The 25482-nt window shown below is 34.9% G+C and carries 19 protein-coding genes; 3 read left to right on the top strand and 16 right to left on the bottom strand.

All coding sequences use genetic code 11. From position 1 onward, the window contains the following. Positions 1-287: 287 nt before the first annotated feature. From RT261_RS00915 to RT261_RS00885, 7 genes are all read right to left on the bottom strand, one after another. Entirely contained in the window at positions 288-1214 is a 927-nt protein-coding gene (locus RT261_RS00915; protein WP_313128170.1) for a transketolase family protein, read from the bottom strand. Position 1215: 1 nt separating this feature from the next. Then, a complete protein-coding gene (locus RT261_RS00910; RefSeq protein WP_313128168.1) occupies positions 1216-2028 on the bottom strand; it encodes a transketolase in 813 nt (270 codons plus the stop codon). 12 nt (positions 2029-2040) lie between these two features. After that, a complete protein-coding gene (locus RT261_RS00905) occupies positions 2041-2757 on the bottom strand; it encodes an ABC transporter ATP-binding protein (protein ID WP_313128165.1) in 717 nt (238 codons plus the stop codon). Next, positions 2750-3511, bottom strand: a complete 762-nt coding sequence (locus tag RT261_RS00900) for an ABC transporter ATP-binding protein (RefSeq protein ID WP_313128161.1) — start codon at positions 3509-3511, stop codon at positions 2750-2752. The genes RT261_RS00905 and RT261_RS00900 overlap by 8 nt, the downstream gene beginning before the upstream one ends. Beyond that, a complete protein-coding gene (locus tag RT261_RS00895) occupies positions 3504-4502 on the bottom strand; it encodes a branched-chain amino acid ABC transporter permease (RefSeq protein WP_313128158.1) in 999 nt (332 codons plus the stop codon). Before RT261_RS00895 ends, RT261_RS00900 begins: the two co-directional genes overlap by 8 nt. Continuing rightward, complete coding sequence (locus RT261_RS00890; protein WP_313128155.1) at positions 4503-5372, bottom strand: branched-chain amino acid ABC transporter permease; 870 nt, start codon at positions 5370-5372, stop codon at positions 4503-4505. It abuts the gene before it with no gap. Between the two features lie 315 nt (positions 5373-5687). Then, positions 5688-6923, bottom strand: a complete 1236-nt coding sequence (locus RT261_RS00885; protein WP_313128152.1) for an ABC transporter substrate-binding protein — start codon at positions 6921-6923, stop codon at positions 5688-5690. 476 nt (positions 6924-7399) lie between these two features. Between RT261_RS00885 and RT261_RS00880 the strand changes: the two genes are divergently transcribed. Both RT261_RS00880 and RT261_RS00875 read left to right on the top strand, forming a co-directional pair. Next, positions 7400-9178 (top strand): sensor histidine kinase, encoded by a 1779-nt coding sequence (locus tag RT261_RS00880; protein ID WP_313128149.1) that lies wholly within the window; start codon positions 7400-7402, stop codon positions 9176-9178. Next, entirely contained in the window at positions 9159-10709 is a 1551-nt protein-coding gene (locus RT261_RS00875) for a response regulator transcription factor (protein WP_313128146.1), read from the top strand. Before RT261_RS00880 ends, RT261_RS00875 begins: the two co-directional genes overlap by 20 nt. A gap of 113 nt (positions 10710-10822) precedes the next feature. Here RT261_RS00875 and namA read toward each other — a convergent pair whose 3' ends face one another. The 5 genes from namA to RT261_RS00850 all read right to left on the bottom strand — a co-directional run bounded on the left by namA (position 10823) and on the right by RT261_RS00850 (position 18082). Next, positions 10823-11848 carry an NADPH dehydrogenase NamA gene (gene namA / locus RT261_RS00870; RefSeq protein ID WP_313128143.1) on the bottom strand — a complete coding sequence of 342 codons (1026 nt, stop codon included), beginning with the start codon at positions 11846-11848 and terminating at the stop codon, positions 10823-10825. Between the two features lie 28 nt (positions 11849-11876). Then, positions 11877-12812 carry a magnesium transporter CorA family protein gene (locus RT261_RS00865; protein ID WP_313128140.1) on the bottom strand — a complete coding sequence of 312 codons (936 nt, stop codon included), beginning with the start codon at positions 12810-12812 and terminating at the stop codon, positions 11877-11879. A gap of 438 nt (positions 12813-13250) precedes the next feature. Continuing rightward, positions 13251-14009, bottom strand: a complete 759-nt coding sequence (locus RT261_RS00860) for a CpsB/CapC family capsule biosynthesis tyrosine phosphatase (protein WP_313128137.1) — start codon at positions 14007-14009, stop codon at positions 13251-13253. Between the two features lie 448 nt (positions 14010-14457). After that, a complete protein-coding gene (locus RT261_RS00855) occupies positions 14458-16209 on the bottom strand; it encodes a methyl-accepting chemotaxis protein (RefSeq protein ID WP_313128134.1) in 1752 nt (583 codons plus the stop codon). A 160-nt stretch (positions 16210-16369) separates the two neighbouring features. Further along, positions 16370-18082 (bottom strand): methyl-accepting chemotaxis protein, encoded by a 1713-nt coding sequence (locus RT261_RS00850; protein ID WP_313128132.1) that lies wholly within the window; start codon positions 18080-18082, stop codon positions 16370-16372. Positions 18083-18588: 506 nt separating this feature from the next. Here RT261_RS00850 and RT261_RS00845 point away from each other — a divergent pair. Next, positions 18589-19608, top strand: a complete 1020-nt coding sequence (locus RT261_RS00845; RefSeq protein ID WP_313128130.1) for a LacI family DNA-binding transcriptional regulator — start codon at positions 18589-18591, stop codon at positions 19606-19608. A gap of 271 nt (positions 19609-19879) precedes the next feature. Here the strand turns inward: RT261_RS00845 and RT261_RS00840 are convergent, their stop codons facing one another. The 4 genes from RT261_RS00840 to RT261_RS00825 all read right to left on the bottom strand — a co-directional run bounded on the left by RT261_RS00840 (position 19880) and on the right by RT261_RS00825 (position 25397). Continuing rightward, positions 19880-21469 carry a leucine-rich repeat domain-containing protein gene (locus tag RT261_RS00840; protein ID WP_313128127.1) on the bottom strand — a complete coding sequence of 530 codons (1590 nt, stop codon included), beginning with the start codon at positions 21467-21469 and terminating at the stop codon, positions 19880-19882. Positions 21470-21784: 315 nt separating this feature from the next. Beyond that, positions 21785-22411, bottom strand: a complete 627-nt coding sequence (dhaL, locus tag RT261_RS00835) for a dihydroxyacetone kinase subunit DhaL (protein ID WP_313128125.1) — start codon at positions 22409-22411, stop codon at positions 21785-21787. Positions 22412-22553: 142 nt separating this feature from the next. Beyond that, positions 22554-23564 (bottom strand): dihydroxyacetone kinase subunit DhaK, encoded by a 1011-nt coding sequence (locus tag RT261_RS00830; RefSeq protein WP_313128122.1) that lies wholly within the window; start codon positions 23562-23564, stop codon positions 22554-22556. Between the two features lie 651 nt (positions 23565-24215). Then, positions 24216-25397, bottom strand: coding sequence for a YibE/F family protein (locus RT261_RS00825; RefSeq protein WP_313128119.1), 1182 nt, complete (start codon positions 25395-25397; stop codon positions 24216-24218). Positions 25398-25482 lie beyond the last annotated feature (85 nt).

Raw genomic sequence — 25482 nt, 5'->3', positions numbered from 1 at the left:
GAGATTAAATTAACATAGTACAAAATGACATTTATTCTAAAATTTTACACCATTTTTTTCTATAATGCAATCGTTTTCGACAAATATTTTCCATTTTTGTATTATTCTTATACTAAAGATGATTTTAGAGACATTAAATAAAAGGCTGTTACAAAACAAAAAACCGTCATTCTTCAAGTTAACACTCTCCAAATAACAGTTTAATGTTTGTAACAGCCTCTTGTGGGTTTTTTAAGAGGCTTATATATAATAAGGTTTAAACGTGTGGGCTATATAGTATAAATCTTCTATTTTAAGAACTTTATAATATCTTCATATACACTTACAGAATCCAGTCTATAGCATTCCAGCAATTCCTCCGGGGTTCCTGACTGACCAAATTGATCTTGTACTCCAAGTTTCTTTATTCTGTAGCCGCCTTCTTCCAAAAGCACTTCTGCTACGGCGTCACCAAGTCCGCCTATTACAGAATGTTCTTCTAAGGTAATTACATTTTTACATTTTGCTGCATAAAGTTTTACCATTTCTTTATCTATAGGCTTAATGGTATGGATGTTTACGATTGCTGCGTCTATGCCATCTGCTTCTAACTTGCAGGCTGCTTTTAACGCACTGTCAACCATGGTACCACAGGTAAAAATTACTGCATCTTTTCCATCTTTCATTACATTGGCTTTACCAATTTCAAATGGCATATCTTCATACACTGCTGTTGGCATTCTGGACAACCTTAAATAAACAGGTCCTTCCATTTCTGCAGCCGCTTCCACTGCTTTGTAAGTTTCATTAGCATCGCAGGGAACAATCACGGTCATTCCGGGCAATACACGCATAAGTGCAATGTCTTCTATTGTTTCATGACTTCCGCCGTCCCCGCCTAAAGTAATTCCAGCATGAGTCATAGCCAGTTTCACATTATTACCGGGATAGCAGATTGAATTTCTTACCATTTCGTAAGCTCTGCCGGTTCCAAACATGGCAAAGGTACTTATAAAGGGAATGAACCCTGCATCTTCCAGCCCTACCGACATACAAGTCATATTCGCTTCAGCAATTCCCACATTAAAAAATCTTTCCGGGAATTCTTCAGCAAAATTACAGGTCATAGTTGCATGAGATAAATCCGCATCTAATACTACTATTTTTTTATTTTTCTCACCAAGTTTTGCAAGAGCCTCACCATATGCTGCCCTGGTTGCAATTAGATTTGACATTTTATTTTCCCCCCAACTCTGCTAAAGCTTTTTCCAATTCTTCGTCATTTAGAGACTTTCCATGCCAGCCTACAACATCCTCCATAAAGGATACACCTTTACCTTTTATGGTATGGGCTACGATGCATTTTGCTTTTCCATGGGAGGGTGCATCCAATGCATTGATTATTTGTTCCAAATCATTACCATCTGCTACATCATACACGGTAAATCCAAAGGATTCATATTTCTTTCCAATGTTGCCAACTCCCATAACCTGTTCACAAGAACCATCTATTTGTAAACCATTATTATCAATAATAACAGTCAAATTATCTAGTTTATAGTGACCGGCAGCCATGGCTGCTTCCCACACAATACCCTCCTGTAATTCTCCATCACCAAGAACGGCATATACCTGAACACCGTTATTTAATGTTTTTGCACCTAAGGCCATACCCGTTGCCACGGATACTCCTTGTCCTAAAGAACCAGTGGAAGCATCCACACCGGAAAGTTTTTTCTTGTCAGGATGTCCTTGAAGCGGGCTATGGAGCTTACGTAAAGTTTTCAGCATTCCTTTATCAAAATACCCTTTATCTGCTAATACTGCATATAGAATAGGTGCTGCATGCCCTTTTGAAAGTACGAAACGATCTCTGGAGGGATCTTTTGGCGTACTCGGATTTATTTTCATTTTGTAATAGTACAGAGATACAATGATTTCAACCATGGATAAAGAACCGCCTGGATGTCCGGAACCAGCTTCATAGATTTCCTCTAAAGTATCCATTCTTAATTGATTACATTTTTCTTTTAAACTTGCAATATTCATCTTAACTCCTATCTATTTTTTACCAAGATAACTAGCCTGTATTGTTTCATCATTCATAAGATCTTTTGCAGAGCCACTGGTAACGATTTTACCGGTTTCAATTACATAACCCCTATGGGCGATTTGTAATGCAGCTTTTGAGTTTTGTTCCACTAATAATACAGAGATACCATCTTTATTAATGGCTTTAATAATCTCAAATATTTCTTTAATAATCAAAGGAGCAAGTCCTAAAGAGGGTTCATCCATCATTATGATTTTAGGCTTTTGCATAAGCGCTCGGCCAACAGCCAGCATCTGCTGCTCACCACCGGATAAGGTTTTGGCACTTTGCTTCTCCCTTTCTTTTAATCTTGGAAATAAACCATAGACATATTCCAAGTCATCGGAAACACCTTTATCTCTTCTTTTGTAACTTCCCATCATAAGATTTTCACTTACGGTCAAGTTACCGAAAATATGCCTTCCTTCTAAACATTGGGCAAGACCTATAGATGCTATTTGATGTGGTTTCAGACCGTCAATTCTTTGTCCCATAAAATATACTTCACCAGAAGTTATTTTACCAAGGAGACCGGAGATAGACCGTAAAGTTGTAGTTTTACCAGCGCCATTACCACCAACCAAGGTAACGATTTCCCCTTCGGATACATCCAAAGAAATTCCCTGCAAGGCATGGATTTCTCCATAATGGAAATTAAGATCCTTTACTTCTAACACTTTAGACATCTATGTCACCTCCTAGATATGCCTCAATAACTTCTTCGTTGTTCTGAACGTAATCGGGTTCACCAACGCATAATCTCTTGCCATAATTCAGTACACATACGGTATCGCAGATATTCATTACAACCTTCATGTCATGTTCTACTAAAAGAACTGTAATTCCAAGTTTATTCATCTTCTGAATGGTGTCGTTCAATTCTAATTTTTCATTCGCATTCATGCCGGCTGCAGGTTCATCAAGAAGAATTAATTTGGGTTCTGAAGCCATTGCCCTTGATATTTCAAGTCTTCTTTGTTCACCATAAGAAAGATTGCTGGCCTTATAATATGCTTTATCCTTTAATCCCATGAATTCAAGAATATTCATACTTTTTTCTATAATATCTCTTTCTTCTTCTCTTTGCCTTCTGGTTTTAAAAACTGCATCGAATATTCCTGCTTTACTTTTTGTGTGACAACCTACCATAACATTTTCAAGAGTAGTCATTTTTTTAAATAGGTTAATATTCTGATAGGTTCTTGCAATTCCCAATTCGTTTACTTTATAAGGTGTTGTTCCTTCTATTTCTTTCTCTTGGAAATAGATTTTGCCACTTGTAGGTTTATACACACCGCTGATCAAATTGAATAGTGTAGTCTTACCTGCACCGTTTGGTCCAATGAGTCCAAATATGCTTCCTTCCGGTATTTCCAGTGAAACATTATTTACTGCAGTCAGACCGCCGAATTTAATTGTAACATCTTCCAGTTTAAGCACGGGGTTCCACCTTCTTTCCCTTCCTCTTTGCAATTCTTGCTTTTACATTGGCAATTACGCCGGATACACCATTTGGCATACAGAATAATACAAGCAGAATAAATATGGCATATAATAACATCTGATAACGAACAAATCCCTGCATCACTTCCGTTACAACAGTTAAAATAGTTGATCCGATCAAAGGCCCAAAAGAAGAAGCAATACCGCCAAATAATAGCATAGTCATAAAGACATTGGACTGATTGTTATTAAAGCCATCCGGGCTGATAAATCCTATAAGGTGAGCATAGAACGCACCTGCTAATCCAGTTAATAAGGCACTTAAAGCAAAAGCCATAACTTTATAGTATTTTACGTTGATACCCATTCCGGCTGCAGCATGAGGATTTTCCCTGACTGCAATTAAAGCTCTTCCGAATCTGGAATTAATCAATCTTTTCTTTCCGATTAGAACTAAAATAGCAACAGCTGCGAATAAGAAGAAATAGCTTTGATTACTTTTGAATCGAAATCCAAATAGATTTAAGTTTGGAATATTTAAGATTCCACTGAAGCCGTTAGTAAGACCTTTGGTAACAGATAAAAATATGTATACCATATTACCAAAAGCAATGGTTAATAAGGATAAAAAGTGTTTTACCAACTTTGATGCCGGTATTGCAATTACAAATCCAAAGAACATGGAAACCAAAGCTGCAATAATCATGCTGATTACTACCGGGATGCCCAGTTTTATGGATAAGATACTGGAGGTATATGCTCCAATGGCATAAAAACCTGCATGGCCAAAGGAAACTTGTCCTGTATAGCCGAATAAAATATCAAGTCCTGTTACTGCTATGGTATTAATACATATAAAACATAGGATAAGAGAAGGGTAGGTGCCTCGAAGCATATATGCTGTAATTAAGGCAACAATTATAATCTCTAAGATCAAAACCTTTTTCTCGTTAATAAATTGTCCTAGCGACTTTTTATCTTGTTCCATTTATTCCATTACCTCCTCATTGAATATTCCCTTTGGCATTATTATCATAACAACAATCAAAATACCAAATGTAATGAAATCTTTATAATTGGAGGTTAAATATGCAGAAACAAATGTCTCTAAAAATCCAAAGAATACACCACCAATAATTGCTCCGAACATATTACCATATCCGCCTACTACGGCTCCTGCGAAAGCCTTTTGTCCAATCATGGCACCCATGGACATATAAACTCCGAATACCGGACCCACTACAACACCAATTGCACCGGCCAGCATAGAAGCGATTCCCCAGGCAGTACCCTTTGTAAGAGGTACATTAATTCCAAGTGCACTGGCAGCTACTTCATCTTGAGCAGCAGCTCTCATGGATATACCAAACTTGGTTTTTGTTAAGAATAATTGGAGGGTAACCATAATAATAACTCCCACTCCTAATACTAATAAATTCTCCGGTGCAACACTAACTCCAAAGATTTTAACAGATGCTGAGTTAAAAATTGCCGGGAACTGCAAAACATTACTTCCCCATGTTAACATGGCAGAATTTTGTAAAATCATTGATATGGATATGGTACATAAAATTATGTAAACTGTCTGAGCGCCTTTTTCAATTAATTTAGTAACCATAACCCGTTCAATAAACATACCCAGCAAAAACATGATGATCATAGTTAATAGTAATGCAACTATGAAAGGTAATTGAAGATATTTATAAAAGGTGATTCCTAAAAATGCTCCAAACATAAGCATATCGCCCTGTGCCAGGGACATAAGCCCTGAGGCTTTATATATTAAACCATATCCGATTCCAACTACGCCGTATACACTACCAATCATAAGTGCACCGATAATCAATCGAATAATCATATTAACCTCAATTCCGGTGCTTTAGCACCATATAATAACGAAACAATTTTGTGCACCGGCACAAATTGCCGGTTGAAAAATTTATTTTTCAACCTAACCTCAATTCCGGCGCTTTAGCGCCATTAACATTAAAACTCTGTTTGTTACTTATTATTTTTTGTCATTCTGAGCACGTACTAAACTGTGAAATCATAAGGGGGGGGTATTCGCAATCCGATTACGCTGCTTGCTAATAACTTCAGCGCCAATGCGTGGCATTTCATGCTCAGAATGACATTTTGTAAAAGCCTTAGTTCTTTAATATATCATAATTTCTTATTTATCAGGATTTGCTTTTCTCCATTCTGCGAAGGAAACATTTTTTCCACCTTGAATGATGTAATTACGTGCTGTTGATAAGCCGTCTCCGGTACCTTCTGAGAAATCATAAGTTCCTTGAATAAGTTCTTTTCCTTTAATATTAAGCATTGCTTCACGAATAGAATCTGGATCATTAATATCTGTTGCATTCTTAAGTGCTTCCGCAATTAACATAACAGAGTCATATCCTCTATAAACAACGTCCGATACCGGCAGCTGGCCATATTCTGAAACGAAGGCTTCAAGGAAAGATTTTTCTGCATCGTTAATAGCATCTTCTACAGTTGCAGGAATAACTGCTGCTGAACCAAAGATTACATTATCAGCTGCTTCTCCGGCTACTTTAACTAAATCGGGAACACCCATAGCTTCCGGTCCGTAGATAAATCCTTCATAACCATTTCTGCGGAACTGTTTAATTGCAAGTGCGCATTCATTGGTCATACCATAGATTAGTACTCCATCCGGATTGGCTGCAAGAATCTTATTAACTTGTCCGGTATAATCGGTATCTGTAGGCTGATATGTCTCTTCAACTAAAACTTCTACATCATCTCCCATAAAGTCCTTGAAACTTTTAACACCGGATTCGCCGTTTTCAGCGGCTACACTTAAGATACCTATTGATTTAACACCCATTTCTTTCATGGCATCTACTGCTGCTGAGTTTGGTAAACTTCCATTTGCAGTACCTCTGAATAAATATTGGAAACCTGCATTGGTATAAGATGGACTTGTACCACCACCAACCTGAAGAAGTTTTGCTTCTTCTGATATTTGAGTTGTAGCTAAAATGTTAGGTGATGAGTTAGATGCTGCAATAGCAATAACTTTGTCAACTTCAAGTAATCTTGTAACTGCTTTTAAAGCACCTTCTGGTGAAGATTTATCATCATAAACAATAAGTTCGATGGGGGTGCCGTTAATGCCGCCTGCCTCATTAATTTGCTTTACTGCTAATCTTCCGCCTTTTTCAAGCATTTCACCAGCTAAGGCGTTAGGGCCTGTAATTGTTCCGTATAGACCAACTTTGATTGTTTCTCCGGAATTTTCCTCATTTTTTCCGGTTTCTTTACCACTTTCTGTGGATGTTGCATTTTCTTTTGTTTCTTTCTTCCCCGTATTGCCACATGCTACAAGAGATACGCCCATAGCAACTACTAAAAATACTGCTGATAACTTTTTAAACATATCTTTTCCTCCTTTTTACACCCATAGCATATCCCATCTGTTTACGAATGCGATACTGCCACAAATAAATAGATTGAAAGAATTATGTGTAGCTTTCATTTTAATTTTATTTTCTTTCAACCTTTGTACCTCAATACTTTATATATTCGAGTAATTACAATTATAAAGATTTTTCACCAAAAAGATACTCATTTTGGTTTGGTTTATGTACACTTTATTTATATTCTCCCGATTTTTTGGAACAAATATAGTATTTTTTTTATTATTTTAGTAATTTCTTTATAATCTTCTTGATAAATGTCATAAATGTTTTATAATTGTAATGGTAACTCTCTTAATTTATTCATTAAGCTGACCAATACAATTAAAACTATTATCCGTTGTCCCATGATGGCGAATTCCACCATGCCGAGGGAACTGATAAAGGTTGAAAGAATAAAATTCTATCAACCTCTGAAAGGAGCACGGTTACAAATATGCAAAAATTCAGTCAAAGACGTGTTACCATTAAAAAAAAGCTGATCTATATTTATCTGACCGGTGTTATTATCCCTTTTCTACTATTTAGTTTGGCTCTTTTTCAAATTCAAAAAAATGCTATGAAAAACACCGCTGCCGATATAGCTTACAATGAGTTAATGCAAATTACCGGGTTGATGGATGGAGAGTTTGAACAGCTAAAGTCTGTATCGAATCTTCTATATTTAGATGATGATCTTAATAATTTTATTAAAGAATATAATCAGAATATCCACTTTAACCCTGATATAGAGCGTCTAAATCATATACTTGGCAAATACAACGCAGGAATCAGTAATGTTAATTTTAGTTCCGTAATTATCACCAACCGCGGGCAATTTTTAGGTGATGCCACACTTATTCATAAGGCGGATTCCCTTGAAATTACCGAAAAGAATTGGTATCAAAATCTATTAGACAAGCCTTCCGAAATACTATGGCTTAAAGATGAAACCCTTGATAATATATTTACATCACCGGGTCAAGACTACATTTACTTAATTAGAGAACTTCAAGACCGGAAAACCTGGGATAAAAATGGAATACTGATATTAGGAATATCAGAAAGCGAATTGCGCAAGTTATATTCCGGCTATGTTGATGAATATTCCAGCATATACATACTGGATGAAGAAAATAATTTAATATCAAATATTGATAATCTAAATTTTAATAAGATACCTCATATGGTGTTTAATTATATGTATAAGTATTCCGGCAGCAATATCGTTAGTAAAGTAAATAAGGAAAAGATTTTAATGACTCATTATACTATAAAAACCACCAATTGGAAGGTGTTCCTTATGGAGGATCTGAATCATTTATTATCTAATTTTAACTCTATTAATTACCTGTATTTATCGGTTATGGTAATTTATTTTATCATCACTATTATGTTATGCTCCGTATTTTTAACAAAGTTTACAAAACCAATACGAGTGTTATATCAAAATATGGAGAAAGTAAAAGCAAATAATTTTGATGTAACGGTTCCTATTTTATCCAATGACGAAATCGGTGACCTGTCTCATAAATTTAATTCCATGATAGAAAGAATCAAACAACTTATGGAAAACCTTGTAAAAGAGCAGGAAGAGAAAAGACAAGCGGAGCTAATTACTCTGCAAACACAGATTAATCCTCACTTTTTATATAATACATTAGCCTCTATACGTTATTTAATCTATACAGAGAAAAAAGAGGACGTAGATAATATTATTCTTTCTTTAATCCGAATTCTGAAAAACAGTCTTTCCGATACGGAAGAATTCGTCAGTATCCAGAAAGAAATCAGTATTCTTGAGGATTATATTTTTATTCAGAAATTTGCATTTTCCAATACGGTAACTGTTGATATACATATAGAAGAGGATATTATGGAATGTAAAACAATTAAATTAATCCTTCAGCCATTAGTAGAGAATGCGTTTATGCATGGATTGAAGCCTAAGAATAATAATGGATACCTATCTATCAAAGGCTATTCCCACGAGAATATGGTATATTTTGAAATATATGATAATGGCGTAGGCTTTGTTCCAAAAGCTGATATTAAGAAAAAACACAGAAGAGGCATTGGATTACAAAATGTAAAAGACCGTCTCGAACTTACTTTTGGGATTAAATATGGTTTACGTATTGAAAGTAAACCTGATGAATTTACAAAAATAACGATGAATATACCTAAAATTGCAAGTGAGGAGGAATTCGTATATTATGAACATTTTAATAGTTGATGATGATTTATTAATTCGAAACTGGCTGAAAATATTATTACAGCAGATTCAAAATATGCAAGTGCTTATATTTGAAGCTTCCAATGGGCAGGAAGCTTTGGAAGCCTGCAGACAGAATTCTATTGAGCTTGTTATTACAGACATTAAGATGCCGGTAATAAACGGCCTGGACCTGATCGCATCTTTAAAAAATGAGTTTCCGACTATCCGCTTCTGTGTATTAAGTTCCTATGATGACTTTGACTATGTAAAAAGTGCTCTAAAAGCAGGCGCCCTTGATTATATACTAAAAGCTGAAATGCAATTGGAAGATTTGTCTCAGATTTTAATAAAAGTACAAAACAGTATTCGTATGGAGAAAAAATACACCTTGGAGAATAGCGAAGGGAACAATCAGATACCAGCATTCACTGCCCTTTATAAAGAATATGTAAGTAACGAAGATCATACTGATTCTCTATCATTTGTAAAAAGCCTGAATTCTGCCTTATCCTTAGAGAATCTTATGATTGTTATTCTTACGGTACTGATTGAGAACGATCAATCTGATAAGCGTATTGCCTCTTTAGCTATGGATACTATATTAGCAAATAGTTATAAGGGGGTAGCTTTCCCCCTTAGTAAGGATACTTTTGCTATATTTTATAATTCTGCAGAAACTATACTGGAAGATCAGGAAGAAGAATATATAAAGCTTATGTCCATACTAAGTAATAACTTATCAAATTATGAACAATCATCTTTAAAAGATAGTATTCTTCTGCCTTACAAATCCAATAAATCCATAAAGAGTACCATTGATTCCGGCATTGAAACTATTGGTTTTTGTAGTTTTTATAATACCAGTTGCAAAAAGCTAAAGCTGGATATAGAACAACACTCCAATAAATCTGCTTTATATGCTTTAATTCAAAAACATCTGGATTTAAGAGATTATGACAAGATTACAGAAGACATTGTAACTTTTATGGAAAATGCCCTTAAGAGACAGCTCATTCCTGCTAAACTAATTTCCTCCATCCGTGGCGCTGTCAGAATTCTTCTATCAAGTGACATTATCATAAAATCTACAGAACAGCAAATTACAGAAAAACTGGATGGTTTATCAGAAGATATTAACTCTTCCAAAACATATGTGGAATTAAAAGATACCGTTACCCAGTTTTTAAAAGAATATACGAATTATGCTAACTCAAAATTGTCCGGCAGATCTTTGTCCATACAAACTGCCCTGCAATACATTGATGATAATTATATGAATAAAATCACTCTTGACGATGTGGCAAATTATGTGTATTTAAACAGCTCTTATCTTAGTCAGCTCTTCAAAAAAGAAATGAGTGTGCCCTTTAGCGATTATATTGAAGAAGTGAGAATAAAACACGCTAAATTACTTCTTAAGGAAACCGATTATTCTATGAATCAGGTTGCGGAAGCAGTGGGTTTCTCCAGTCAGAATTATTTTACAAGAATCTTTAAGAAGTCTACGGGGTTAACTCCAATAAAGTACAGGAATGTACATAGCAAATAATAATTATTACCTGCTAAAACAGGGAAGTCCCTCACTTCTGTAAGCGGGGGACTTCCCTGATAAGGTTAAATTTACTCTAAAAATGATAGTTTTTCAACAATTCACATACCATTTTATCTTAATTTTGCTCTTTCATACTGCTTAGGCCAGATCAGTTCATCCCTTAACTCCTTAGCTGCCTGTAAGCACCAGTAAGGATTCCTAAGAAGTTCTCTTCCTAAGAATATTAAATCTGCCCTATCGTTATGGACAATCTCTTCTGCCATGGATGGAGATGCTATCAGTCCCCCTGCCATTACCGGAAGTCCGGTAATTTGTTTTATTGTTTCGGCAAACTTCACTTGATAACCCGGATATGCTTTGGGAGCCACATTGACAACTCCCCCTGAACTAACATTAATCAGTTCAAGACCTTCTTCTTTCAAAGCTTTTATTATGTTCGCAACTTCTACATCATGATTCCCTTCTTCCGCGTATTCTTCAGCGGATACCCGAAGGATAATTGGCTTTTCCTTAGGCCATACTGTTTTTACAGCCTGTAGGATTTCTTTTAAGAATCTGCTTCTGTTCTCTACATTTCCGCCATATTCGTCAGTTCTCTTATTGGTTAATGGAGAAAGGAATTGATTGATAAGATAGCCATGCGCTCCATGAAGTTCGATGGTATCAAAACCTGCCAGATCAGCTCTTCTTGCTGCTTCTTTAAAAGCTCCAACCACATTTTTAATATCTTCCTTTGTCATTTCTACAGGAACTCTGTATTGATCACTATAGGCAATAGCACTTGGTCCGATATTGGGTTCTGACATAGCTTCTGATTTTCTGCCTGCATGGCCTAACTGGATACCCACTTTTGCTCCTTGGGCTTTACATAGATCAACGATTCTTTTTAAGCCTTCCACCTGTTCTTCATTCCATATACCAAGGTCATGTTCCGAAATACGTCCTCTTGCTTCTACCGCTGTTGCTTCCAGTATTATAAGCCCCACTCCACCTACTGCTCTAGTGGCATAATGGGTAAAATGCCAATCCTTTGCATAACCGTCGGTATCTGCGCTGTACATACACATAGGAGCCATTACAACTCTATTTTTCAGCTCCATCTCTTTGATTTTAAAAGGTGTAAATAATTTAGACATTACTTTCTCCTTTCTTATGGTGTTATAATTAGAACCATTTATGTTTCTTAAAATAAATAATAATCACCAGTGAAAGCAATAAACTACCTACAATCACCATGGGATATCCAAAACTTAACTGATATTCCGGCATATTGAAATTCATACCATACCATCCTGCAATAAGTGTCAACGGCAAGAAAATTGTAGTGATAACCGTGAACAACTTCATAATGCTGTTTAAATTAATATCTACCTGTGTCTGATAGGCTTCTCTTATTTGAGACAGATAGTCTTGGAGAAAACGTAAACTTTCTAAAAGCCTTCTGTTGCGGTCGGTTATAATTTTAAAATAACGCACTTCTTTCTTAGAAAGAAGTCCATTTACATTCTCTACAATAGCTTCTGTAACTGACAGCAGCCTGTCATAGTATCTTTTATATCCCATAAGCTTTTTTCGCAAATGTATGATTTCCGCAATATAGTTCTTATTACGGGAGGTTATAATAGATTCTTCCAGTGAAGATATTTTTTCTTCCAGATGGTCTAATCTCACAGAATCGGTTTTGGTTAAATAATCAAAGAAAAGTTCCAAGATTCTTCCAAGTGAAAGATTATCTTTTTCCCTTTCCTCATTCTCCATATCCGATTCAATTCTTTCTAAAATATTTAATTCTTCCGGATTATCACATACAAATATAAGCAAATTATTTCGAAAGTATATGGTTATATGTTTTAAAAAATTTCCTTTTTCTGTTACCGTAGGAACATTCAATGAAATTAAATCGAACCCTTCATAACTCTCGAATTTAAAACTATGTCCTTCCAAGATGTCTTTTACAATTCCATTACTTATATGAAATATTTTAGAATAGTGAAGCAATTCTTCTTGGTTAAACAAACATAAGTATGGTTCTTCCGGATCAAAATGAAATTTTGAGCCTCCGCCCTCTAATAAACTTCCCTTATCAACATAATATATCATGATTTCATCCTTTAATAATATCTGTTTTATTCCATACCAACTCTTTTTGATTCAATTAAACAAACGAATTCCATTCCATACAATCTTCCTGTATGTATAGAGAAAGAATTTCAATGATTGATAATACTATACTCGCCCAATCCTCTTAATAATATTACCATAACCTTATAAATCACATAGGAATCATGTAATAGCAAATAAATTACGTAATAAATAATATATTATTCAAATAAATTATATTAAAGTTACTAAACATTATCACTTTATAGATAAATTGAATTTTTCAGATACTGATATTTCTAATTCTACATTATCATTTTATGTACTTGTTCAGGTACTAGAATCACTCACTCTATTTTATCTCTTTATGTAATTTATTCGGGTAATAGTATTACTCACTCCATTTTACCTCTTTATGTATTTACTCAAGTACTAGAATTACTCACTCCATTTTATCTTTTTATGAACTTTTATGTCATACTCTTTACGGATTACCTTTCCTGGATTCTCAATTAAGAACCTGTCGACATAAGCTTCTCCGTATTTCCTACGAATAGTATCCACACACTCGAACAATCTTGGAGCACGAATGCCGTCACTATGACAATCAGTGGCTATAAAATGAACATAATCCCTTTTTAGCAATTCATTGGCTATGATCTGCTGGGGCCTTCCGTTATCTCCCGTCACTGTCATAGCATTCACTTGTATGTACACTCCCATACAGATTAATTCATAAAACCGCTCCACGTCACAGGTAATATTCTTATACCGTTCCGCATGTGCTAGTATAGGATAATATCCTGCAGCACAGAGTTCATTAAGTCCATTCTTAATATAGGGATATTCTGAAGTTGGTGGGAATTCGATCAGAACATACTTTGAATCTGCCAAAGTAAGCAGTTGATTTTCTCCCAAAAGCTTTACGGTGTCATAGGAGTAATAAATTTCACTCCCCATATGCAGAGTAATTGGTAAAGAACTGGAGTTGATATACTCTTGTAATTCAATCATATGATATTTTATCTGGGTGTTCGTGATTCTGTATTTGCCTCGTTGATTATGAGGTGTTACTATGATGGAACGAATACCATCTCTATAAGCAATTCTTAACATGTTAACGGTTTGATCCATATTCGGTGAACCATCATCTAAACCAGGGATTATATGGCTATGGATATCTATAAAACCTTCCATTATTAATACTACTCCTTTCGTATATAAGAATCAAATGATTATATTCGACAAACATAAACAGATTACGACATTCTTGTTTATAGTCAAGAATATTGGTATCAAAGGATTTCTAGCTATTTTGCTTACTTTTATTGTACAAAATACACAGAATTTTGTCAAATATTATCGAATGTTTTAGTGTTAAACAGAATAAATTTTCATTTTCCAGCGTTTTTATTCATTCATAAGCCGGATTCTGATCGCTATTTTGCTATTGTGTAAAAATTCATACCTGATAAGAAACCACTGAAAAAACATAACATTTTTTCAGTGGTCTTTCCTATAACGTGATTCTTCACTTAAAACTCAATAAAGCTGAGTTTCTGATGAGAATAACAATTTACTATATTACAAAGTTTATATGTCAGGAACTGGATGCAGGCTCGAATGCCATGTAAAACGCCATATCCTATATTTTAAACTTATCTACTGCTTCCTGAAGTGTAATAGCTAACGATTTCAACTCATTGGAATGACTGGCTACCTCTTCCATTTCTGCCAGCTGTTCTTCTGATGAAGCGGAAACTTCTTCCGTTACTGCAGATGTCTGTTGAACGGAGTCAGATATATTACCAATGATGTCAATAATTTCGTTCTTACTGTCTTTGATATAATTACTTTCATCTTCAATTTGTCCGACACTTTGGAATAATTCTTTCACGGATTGTGATATATCCATAAATGCATGTTTAGTATCTTCAACGAAAATGTTCTGCTCCTCTGATACCTCTTTAATATTCTCAACTGCTTTTACTGATGACTCTGAGTAGGATTGAATTTCATTAATTATACTCTTAATTTGATTTACCGACTCACTGGATTGTTCTGCTAACTTTCTTATTTCATCTGCTACAACAGCAAAACCCTTGCCCGCTTCCCCTGCTCTTGCCGCTTCAATGGAGGCATTTAAAGATAATAAATTAGTTTGCTGAGATATTTGCGTAATGGTATCTGTAATAATGTTAATGTTCTGACTGCTTACACTAACTTTATTAATAATATCACTGATATCTGAAACGGTTTTGTTATTGACCTCCGTATTCTGAATTAACTTTTCAACTGCTTGTAAGCCAACATCACTTAATCGATTGGTTTCTGTAGCAAGTCTTGAAAGGTCTACTGCGGATTTTGCTACGGTTTCAATACTGTTTGATAAAGATTCAATTTTTACTACAGCACCTTCCGAATTAGAGGCTTCTTCAGAAACCGCCTGAGCAATTTCCTGAATGGAAGCAGCCACTTCATTAATTGCTGTAGAGGTTTCGTCTGTAATTTGTGCTAAGGAATTGGAGTAATTCATGACTGTATCTGCAGATTTTTTAACTGTCCCCAATATTTCTCTCATATTACCAAGCATGGTATTAAAGGATTCTGCTAATATTCCGGTTTCATCTTTATTGGAAATACTTAATCTGTCTACTGAAAGATTACCCTTTGATACTTCATCCAAGTTATTCCTAATCTTTTTAATTGGACCTGTAATATGTTTGGTGAACATAACAATAATAAACAGTCCAATTACCGTTGTGATTGCGATAACAGGAAGAAGTATTTTTAAAATTTCCACAGATCCTTTATTATAATCTTCCATGTAGGAACCTGCTATTACAATCCAATTCCAATTGGGGTCCTTTTCCTGATATGTAATTTTAGGTCCAAGCCTTTCGGAATTGGGTAAATTCCAAGTGTAGTATACAAATCCACCACCGTTTTGAGCTACTTTTATCTGGTCCTGAACGAAGAGATATCCATTGCTGCCCAAGTCCTTTGTCTCCCATACATTTTTGCCTTCTAAAGTAGGATGGGCTACTTCAGTACCTGCTTCATCATATACAATGAAATAACCATTTTCACCCAAATCCAAATTGTTAGTGATAGGTCTTTTACCATCACTTCCCATTTTCCCTATTAAATAGGTCTTTACTTGTTCCTGGGCTTCTTCCAAAGTAAGATGGCCTTTTTCTACCTCTTTTTGTTTTAAATCTATAACTTCTAAAGCCTGTTTTACACCATTTTTCAAAATAATCTGGCCTTTTTTATCCAACTCAGATTTTGCTATCTGATAGCTGAAAATCCCAGCTATTAATAACGGTATAATTAAGAGAATAGTTGTTACAGTAATTAATTTAATACCGATTGATTTTCCTTTTGATTTTTTCATAAGGTATTCCTCCTTCGTATTTTTTATTTGTAATCTTTAGCATTTATACGCTTATCAAATACTATACTAATTGCTTCATATTATAAGGGATAATCTGAACTTAAGCAAGAAAAAGGTGCCGTTATCCGCCATATTATAGCAGTATTCGACACCTTTCTTTTTATATCTTAAATTTTAATACCGTATCGTTTAATTGTGCTGCAAGCTCTGCTTGATTTTGCGTTGTAACCGCTACCTGTTGTATTGCTTTTGTAGTCTCACCCAAGCTGCTCTTAATCACTTCAACATCTTCATTTGATCTTTGTGCAGTTACTGCAATATTTTGAATGGCAGCACTGACTTGATCAACGGAGGCAGCCAGTTCTTCTGACATAGCCGCTATTTCTTCTGACATTTGACTGGTAACATCGGAGTCCTTATAATACTGGGTTCCAACATTGCCGAATTCTTCGAACTTCGGATCCACATTTTCATTAATGAATTTTAATGTATCATTACTATTATCCGATAAATTACCAAATGCCTCCTGTACTTTCAGTATAGTCTCCTGAATAGCCAATACTGCATGGGAGGATTGTTCCGCCAGTTTTCTTATTTCTTCTGCAACCACAGCAAAACCTTTTCCTTGTTCTCCTGCTCTGGCAGCTTCAATGGCTGCATTTAATGAAAGTAAATTAGTTTGTTCGGAAATACTTGCGATGGTTTCTGCCATAACTCGAATATTATCAACTACTTTTCCATCTTCAATGGCTTTTAGCACACTCTCTTGTTTTTCAGCATACAGTGCTCTGGCTTCCGTTATGGCATCGGTTCCTTTTCTCTCAATTTCGGTTGCTCTCTTCTTGGCTTCGCCGGCATTATTACTGCCTTCCCTTGCCTTATCAGATAGTACGTTAATGCTGGAATCTACTTCTTCTACAGAAGCGGTTATCTCCTCTGAAGTTGCACTGGTGTCCTGTATTCCGACTACAATATGCTTCACTGCATCATCCATGTATTCCACTTTAGAAGTTAATTCTTCCACAGTAGCAGAAAGTTCCTGGCTGGCTGCACTCATTTCCTGTGAATTCTCCATAATTATTTTTACTAAATTACTCACATTATCCTGTGCAACATTTAATGCGGAAACGGTCTGCCCAAACTCATCTTTTCTCTTCATATCAATACGAGTGGAGAAATCATATTCTGATAATCTGGTGGCAAATTCCCTTATTTTAGTCAATGCAGCACCCATATCTCTTGTTATAACAGCTCCTAGTATAACAGCAGTTGCCAGTCCCACAATTGCTAAGGCTAACATTAATATATTGGAATTAGTATGTATAGCATGGTTTTGTTCATTAAATGCTTTTGCATTCTCTAAACTGGCTTTAATCATAATATCTAAGCTGCTTAGCATAGCTGATCTAATATCAGATAGGTTCTCATAAAGTTCTTCTGCTTTTGGATAATCACCTTTATTTACATATTCCATTAATTCTTTTCTTTGTTCTCTATATTCTTCAAGCTGACTTTTAAAAATCGGAAGATTCTTTTTCTCCGTTTCCGATAAAAGTAACTTCTCATAACTACTAAGCAGCTGTGTATTATCCGATGTGTTTAACTGCATTGTGTTAATCAGCGAAGATTTTTCCGCCTCATCTTTTACGTATATTAGTTTTAATAGGTCCCTTTCCACTTCTGCTATATTAACATGCATTCCTTTTAATTGGCTGACTCCTTGTACCTTATCCAAATACATATAATTGGAGTTATCCGCTACTTTCTTTAATGAATTAGAAGCAAAAATACTAATTATACTTATCAGTATAGCCAAGGAAATGTAAGAAATAATTAATTTTGTTTTTACTTTTAGATTTCTAAAAAACACCATGAAATGTTTCCTCCTAAAGTGTATTACTTTTATTCGTGCAATTGAAAATATTAACATAGAATAATCTGGCAATCGCTATATGATTGTACACTAGTATGGAAGATAATGCAATTACTTTTTCAAATAATTTGCTAATTATTATTCGATTGATTTTCTTATGTATTTATATTAAACTCAAGTAGTGGTTCCTATACATTACCCTTCTGAAGGTAATATGTCCTGAAAGAAGGTACGTCCTAAAGAGGGTAGGTCACAAGAGAGTAGGTCTCAAAAAAGGTGGATTTCAAAGAAGTTAGATTTTAAAGAAGATAGGTTTGAAAGAGGGTAGGTCACAAAGAGGGCAGGTCTCAAAGAAGATATGTCTCAAAAAGGATATGTCTTAAAAGAATATGTCTTAAAAAAGTATGTCTTAAAAAGGATATATTTCGAAAAGGATATGTCTTAAAAGGAACATATTTCAAGGGGATATGACTCAAAAGGGACATGAAAGGAGTGTAATAATTACAATGAATATTCGGGAAATAGCTAAAATAGCTGGTGTATCACCAGCTGCTGTATCTCTTGTAATAAATAATAAAAAAGGTGTAGGAGAGGAAACACGTAAACATATCTTATCCATTTTAGAAGAGTATAACTATACCCTTCCAAAAAAGATAAATAGAACTCCTAAACATATACTTTTTATAAAATATATTAAGAATGGTATGATTGTTGAAGAAAATACAGGATTTATTTCATCTATTATGGATTCCATTGATAATGACTGCCGAAGTCAGGGATATAGCCTTAGTATTATCATATCCGAAAACAATTTGGAGAATACCCTTTCCCATATTAATTATAGTAATTATCAGGGCTTAATCTTATTAGGAACAGAATTGGAATCCTGCACATACCCCCTATTGGAAAAGATTCCCATACCTTTTCTCGTAATAGATAATATAATGCCAAATTTTAATTGCAACTGTGTTGTCATGGCTAATAAGGAAATTGTATATCAGGCGGTATCCTATCTGGCTTCACTTGGACATAAAGATATTGCATATTTTCGCAGCAACATGAGTATTCAAAACTTTGCAGAACGCTCAGAATCATTTTACGAATCATGCAAGAAATTAAATCTTAATTTTAATCCCACCAATGAATTCTTATTGACACCAACTTTATTAGGGGCTTATAACAGCATGAAAGCCTATCTGGAAAAAGGTGCAAAACTTCCCAGCTGTGCATTCGCTGATAACGATACAATAGCCATCGGTGCAATAAAGGCCTTAAAAGAATATCATTACAAAATACCAAGGGATATTTCTATTATTGGTTTTGATGACATTCATTTCTCAGCCATTAATTCACCTTCCTTAACCACCATGAATGTGCCTAAGAAATTAATAGGCAGTACAGCACTAAAACACTTACTTAATTCCATTGAAGATCCAACCGGCAATTCTATTAAAAGCCATATTGGTGCTACCTTAGTTGTTCGCCACAGCACGGATGAGCATGATTTTAATATAGATAAAGGATAGCGAACTGTAAAAATTAAATATAAATATAAATATAAAAAGCCTTTGGGATAAGGCTGCAATTATAATTAGGCTAATCAATAATTGCAGTATATCCTAAAGGCTAAATTTATTATTTTAAAGTGTATTATTTTGAATCTATTATTTTAAACTATTATTTTAAACGTATTATTTTGAATCTATTATTTTAAACATATTATTTTTAGCATATTATTTTTAACATATTATTTTTAACATATTATTTTTAACATATTATTTTTAACATTTAAAGCTTTTATTTTACTGTAACTTTTATATTCTTTTCAACAGCACCTACTCTTATTGTTATTGATGCTGTTCCTTTTTCCACTCCACGAATTGTTATATAATTCGATTTTACTTGATCTATTTTAGCTACTTCAACCAGCTCGTATAATCCTCCCTTGACTATATAATGTTTATAAGTGCCTCCTTTAGCAACAACTTTCGATTCTCCTGGGTTTTCAACGGTAAAGGATATCTTTAAAGTTTTGCCTTTCGATAGTGTATAGCTACTTTTTAATCCGTTTATTTTTGTAACGGGTTTATTTTTTAATTCCGGATAATCCATTTCGGATTTATCTATTTTTACAAAAGGCATCTTCATCAGTGTACTTAAGTCATTAGCAGTGGAACCATTATATCCATATATTTTTACCTTTTTAGGTACGGTATCCATTGTTGCTTCACTGAAAATATTGTCATATTTATATACAAACAATTTACACCAAGGATTTTTAATTATTATTTTATTTAAATTCTTGCAAACAAAAGCCGCTTTTCCGATGGAGGTTACGCTTTTCGGTATTGTTATGGTTTTTAACTCATCGCAGTTATAAAAAGCATGGGCTTCAATTGTTTCAACACCCTCAGGTATTGTTACCGAAGTAAGCGGATTACTCGAGAAAGCACCATATTCAATTACTTTTACACTCTTAGGTATTACAATTGATTTCAAATTACAGCAATTAAATGCACCGGCTCCTATCTTAGTTACTGTATCTGGTATTGTAATTTTATCTATTTTCCAGCTTAATAAAAATGCGTCATCCTCAATTCTTTCTAAGTTTTTAGGAAGTTTTATTCCTGTTAGCTTTTGACAATTCTTAAATGCGCTATTCCCTATTGTAATAAGGCTATCTGGAAAAGAAACAGATTTCAGATTATTGCAAAAAGCAAAAGCATTGGGCCCTATTTCTGTGACCCCCTCTGGTATCACAATACGCTCTAAAGAAGTCATACTAAATGCTTCTTCTGCAATCTGGGTAATTCCTTTTGGAAGCGTGATTGATTTTAAACCAGAATATTCAAATGCTGCGATCCGAATTTCCGTTACCTTTTCCGGTAAATGAATAGATTGAAGCTTAGAGCAACGGTAGAAAGCACCGGCACCTATGGTTGTAACACTATCTGGAATGATAACACTGGTTAAGCTTGTACACCAATCAAAAAGTTGAGTGGGAAGCTCTGTTAGTCCATGAGGGAGTTCAACTTCTTTTAATTTTTGGCAACCAAAGAACGCATACTCTCCTATGGATATCAATCCCTTGGGCAAAGTAATGGTCTGCAAATTTATGCAGTTCATAAAAGCACCGTCACCTATTTCGGTCACACCTTCTGGTATCTCAATACTTGTAATCTTTTCATTACCATAAAAAGCATCATCGTCAATTCGAGTTATTCCCTCTGGAATTACTACTTTTTTCCCCGAACCGGTATACCTTACTAAGGTCGTGTCTTCGATTTCAAAATCATTATTAGCAGCTTTAATATAAGGTACATTCCATTGGTTTAGAACACATACTACCATAACCAGTAATAAATACTTTAATATTTTCTTCCACATGTTTGGTGCTTTCTCCTTTGCCAATTTAATTTTAATGAACAATAATTAATTCATTAATTATATCAAAATTATCCACATTATTCAATAATAAGAAGAATTTATTGGTAATAATATTGTAAAATTCATTAGTAAAAATATCCCATGATGGTACTGAATTGTAAAACGACATAAGCAATGGATGAAACTAACCAGAAAGACTATAACGTCATTTGACCGCAGGAAAAATATTTGTGATTCTCCCTGCGGTCAGAATGTCAATTTTAAGGTATATATACTAGATGTTATTTAAAATAGCTGTATAAGCAATTTACATATTTATTCTACAGTAGAATTTTCAAATGCTTTCATGATAAGCATCGCTACAGCAGCTCCAGGATCTTCTAATGTTCTTGATGCTTCTCCTCTGGTAGCGGCTCTTCCGTGGATAGCCATCATATTAGTCGTATTCTTAAATCCTGTCTCTGCCGCTTCTCTGGCTTTCGTTGCCGCAACAGAGAGTGTGTCCCCCTTGTTCAAAGCCTCTTTTAGTGCCGTTACTGCCGGATCAAAACCATCCAAAAATGTTTTTTCACCCACTTTAGCTTTTCCACGATTCGCCACACCTTCTAAATAAGCTTTAAATATATCCGCTATATCCATATCTGTTAATTCCGTCCTACCTTTTAATACTTTTCCTGCCTGCATCAAACCGGAAGCCATAAGTGTACCCATTGTGGAGGGAACTGCAGTAGACATAGTCTTACCTGCATTGTACAGAAGTTTTCCAATATCCATTTCTTCACTATCTGCTACAGCTTTATAAGCTGCAACAAATCCATCACTCATGGTAAGTCCTAAATCACCGTCACCCACTACACTGTCAAGATCAATGAGATAATCTTTGTTTTCTACCATAATATCCTGAATTGCTTTTAACAGTCTGACTATATATATTCTGTTCATAGTTGGTCTCCATTCTGCCACCATCCCAATTGGGGCGATAGCATAATATTTGCACTAGCCCTCATTGCACGCCGCATCTACTTACAGCTGTGGCATACTGCAAATCTGGGTGTGAAATGTATTTCAATAATTCATACTCTCTCTATAATTGTACAAAAAATGGTGTCTGTGCCGGAGCATCCAGATAACCTTTCAGTTCATCATCCAGTTTTAATAAGGAGATTGAAAAACCTGCCATCTCAAGGGAAGTAGCATATTCTCCAACATAATATCTATAAACTTTTATTCCTTTGTCCCCTAAATACTGGTTAATCCTCCTTGTTACGATATACTGTTCATCTAAAGGTGTAGCACCAAGTCCATTTACAAGGACTGCAACTTCATCCCCACTGACATAAGGAATATCATTTATAATTTTTTCTAACATTTCATCTACTATCTGATCAGCAGGCTCTAATTTCCCGTGTCGTATTCCTGTTTCACCGTGAATACCCATTCCGATTTCCATTTCATCCTCTCCAATGGTAAATCCGGGCTTTCCTACACGAGGGACAATACATGGTGTTAAAGCAACTCCCATAGTTCTTACATTACCTGCAGCTTTTTCAGCCACACGTTTTACTTCCTCCAGGTTAAGCATAGCATCTGCCGCTCCGCCTGCACATTTATATACGAAGAAGATTCCTGCAACACCTCTCCTGGTATTCTTTTCACCTTCTTTGGACGGTCCTGCTGATGCAACATCTTCTCCAGCTACAACACTCTCTACCCGAATATCTTCTTCAAAGTCTGCCATCTCCGCAGCCATATCAAAGTTAAAAATATCTCCATTATAATTACCATATATGTATAATACACCTACACCAGAATCAATGGCTTTCGTTACCGCTAACATCTGTTCTGCGCTTGGAGACTGGAATACGTCTCCTACCGAACAACCGTCTAACATTCCTTTTCCTACGTAACCTAAGAACAAAGGCAAATGTCCTGAACCTCCTCCTGTTGCAATTCCTACTTTGCCTTCTTTTTTATTAGCCGTTACCAAGCAACGAAGGTCATCATTGGTATAAGTGATTAAATCTGGATGAGCAATATACAAGCCCTCTAACATTTCATTTACGTAATTTTCAGGTTGGTTAATTATTTTCTTCATTGTTATGCCTCCTATCAGGTTCAATGCTTGCTTTTTGTTTAGTAAACAGTTGCGGTATTTTGTTTATTAACTTTGATAAAAGCATATCACTTTTAGGGAGCAGTGTCAATATTTTTAGACATATTTAATATTTTTTCATGTTATATCATTCTATATTTGTTCATTATTGTAATATTACGGAATCACAATAGATTATTATTAAAAATGCAACTAAACATTTTTATCATTGTTTAGTTGCGTGGATTGCATGCCATCTAAAACTAAATGCCCGATTTCAGTAACATGATTCATACCCATATAGTCACAAAATGTCCAATGCTGTAACATGCTGCTTTCGTAATTATTTTATTTAAAGCAATAGCATTTACTGAATTAACTATAGTAAATGCTATATTGAAGAATATAAATAGTGTCTAGATTTATTTTATGATGAAAATCAAGAAGGTTTATAAATTGAAAAGAAATTAATAAGAATAAATCAAACTATCAAATATATGTATGCTGATAAGATTATATTGCCAACCCAAAATCAAAGAAAATAGATGCATCAATAAAGAGTCCTTCACTTACAAAATACTAAAGTGAAGAACTCTTTTAATTAAAAAAATATTATCTTTTTACTACAGAACCATCTTAACAGCACTGTACAGTTTATATCATTTTCCTTCGTTTCAAGTTACCGGACAGTACTTTATTTTCCTTAAATTGAAATATTGCAGCACATAAAGCTGAAACTAGTGGTGTGGTTGCAATAATACCTACTGATCCTGCAATTCCCTGCATAATTTCAATTGCCATCATATCACTATTTAATATCTGAATTAGAGGATACTCATATACCTGAAATAAAATCAACATATTAAACGCTGATCCAACAAACGCAAGTATTAATGTATTTGCCATGGTTCCCATAGCATCCCGTCCGATATTCATTCCAGAACGGAATATCTGTTTTTTTGATATGGAAGGATTCTGCTCATAAACCTCATGTAGTGCAGATACTATAGACATGGAAGTATCCATTAAGGCTCCAAGCGCTGAAAGAAGAATACCGCTAATCAGTAAACCATTGATTTTTAATGGTGAGTCTGAAGCCCGCATTACCAACTCCTCTGCCTCTGACATATTAAAACCATTCATGGGTGTTAGAATCGTTATAATCCATGCAAAGATTCCGGCTGCTACAACTCCTCCAACACATCCTAAGAGTGCACAAAGTGTCTTTTTGGTGTATCCAGTTAACATAAGTAACGCACCTGCACTGGTATATGCAGCAATCAGAATAGTAGCCAAAATAGGAGAGACTCCTTTTAAAACCAGAGGAATTAATATATACCAAAGATTCAACAAAGTAAATAACAGTCCAATCAATGCTCTTGCTCCCTGTTTTCCACCTACTAACATCATAAGCATAGCAAAGATAACCAAAGCCACAATCAACATACTGCTTCGATCATAATTGGGAATAGATACAATATATAATTCTCCCATATCGTTGTAGTCCAGTCGGACAACAACCCGGGTACCCACTTTTGCGTCCACATTATAATAAGCATTTAAATAGTTAACCGTTTCCAGCACAGTTCCTTTATGTTCACCTGTAAGAATCTTGACTTCCAATTCCTGCGCTCCGATACGTCTTCCTTCTGTCCATGTATCCGGTGCCGCATTATCCCCTAATATAGCAGTAACCTTTGCAAAGGCAAATACACGTTTCTGGGCAGAAGTTAGTACATCGTCCGGATCCGGGCGGTTTAATATTACAGCTGCACCTATAAATACCAGCAGCATTAATACTGCAGTTAAAATTTTCACCTTAAGATTCTTTTTCATAAAGTATTCCTCTCTAATTACTAAAGCAAATACCCAGCAAAGGAATGCCACACTAAATTAGTGTGGCAGCCCTTCATAAATTAGC

The sequence above is a fragment of the Anaerocolumna sp. genome, assembly GCF_032079385.1.
In the GTDB taxonomy this organism is placed as follows: Bacteria; Bacillota; Clostridia; order Lachnospirales; family Lachnospiraceae; genus Anaerocolumna.
This window is presented reverse-complemented; position numbering and strand designations above follow the sequence as displayed.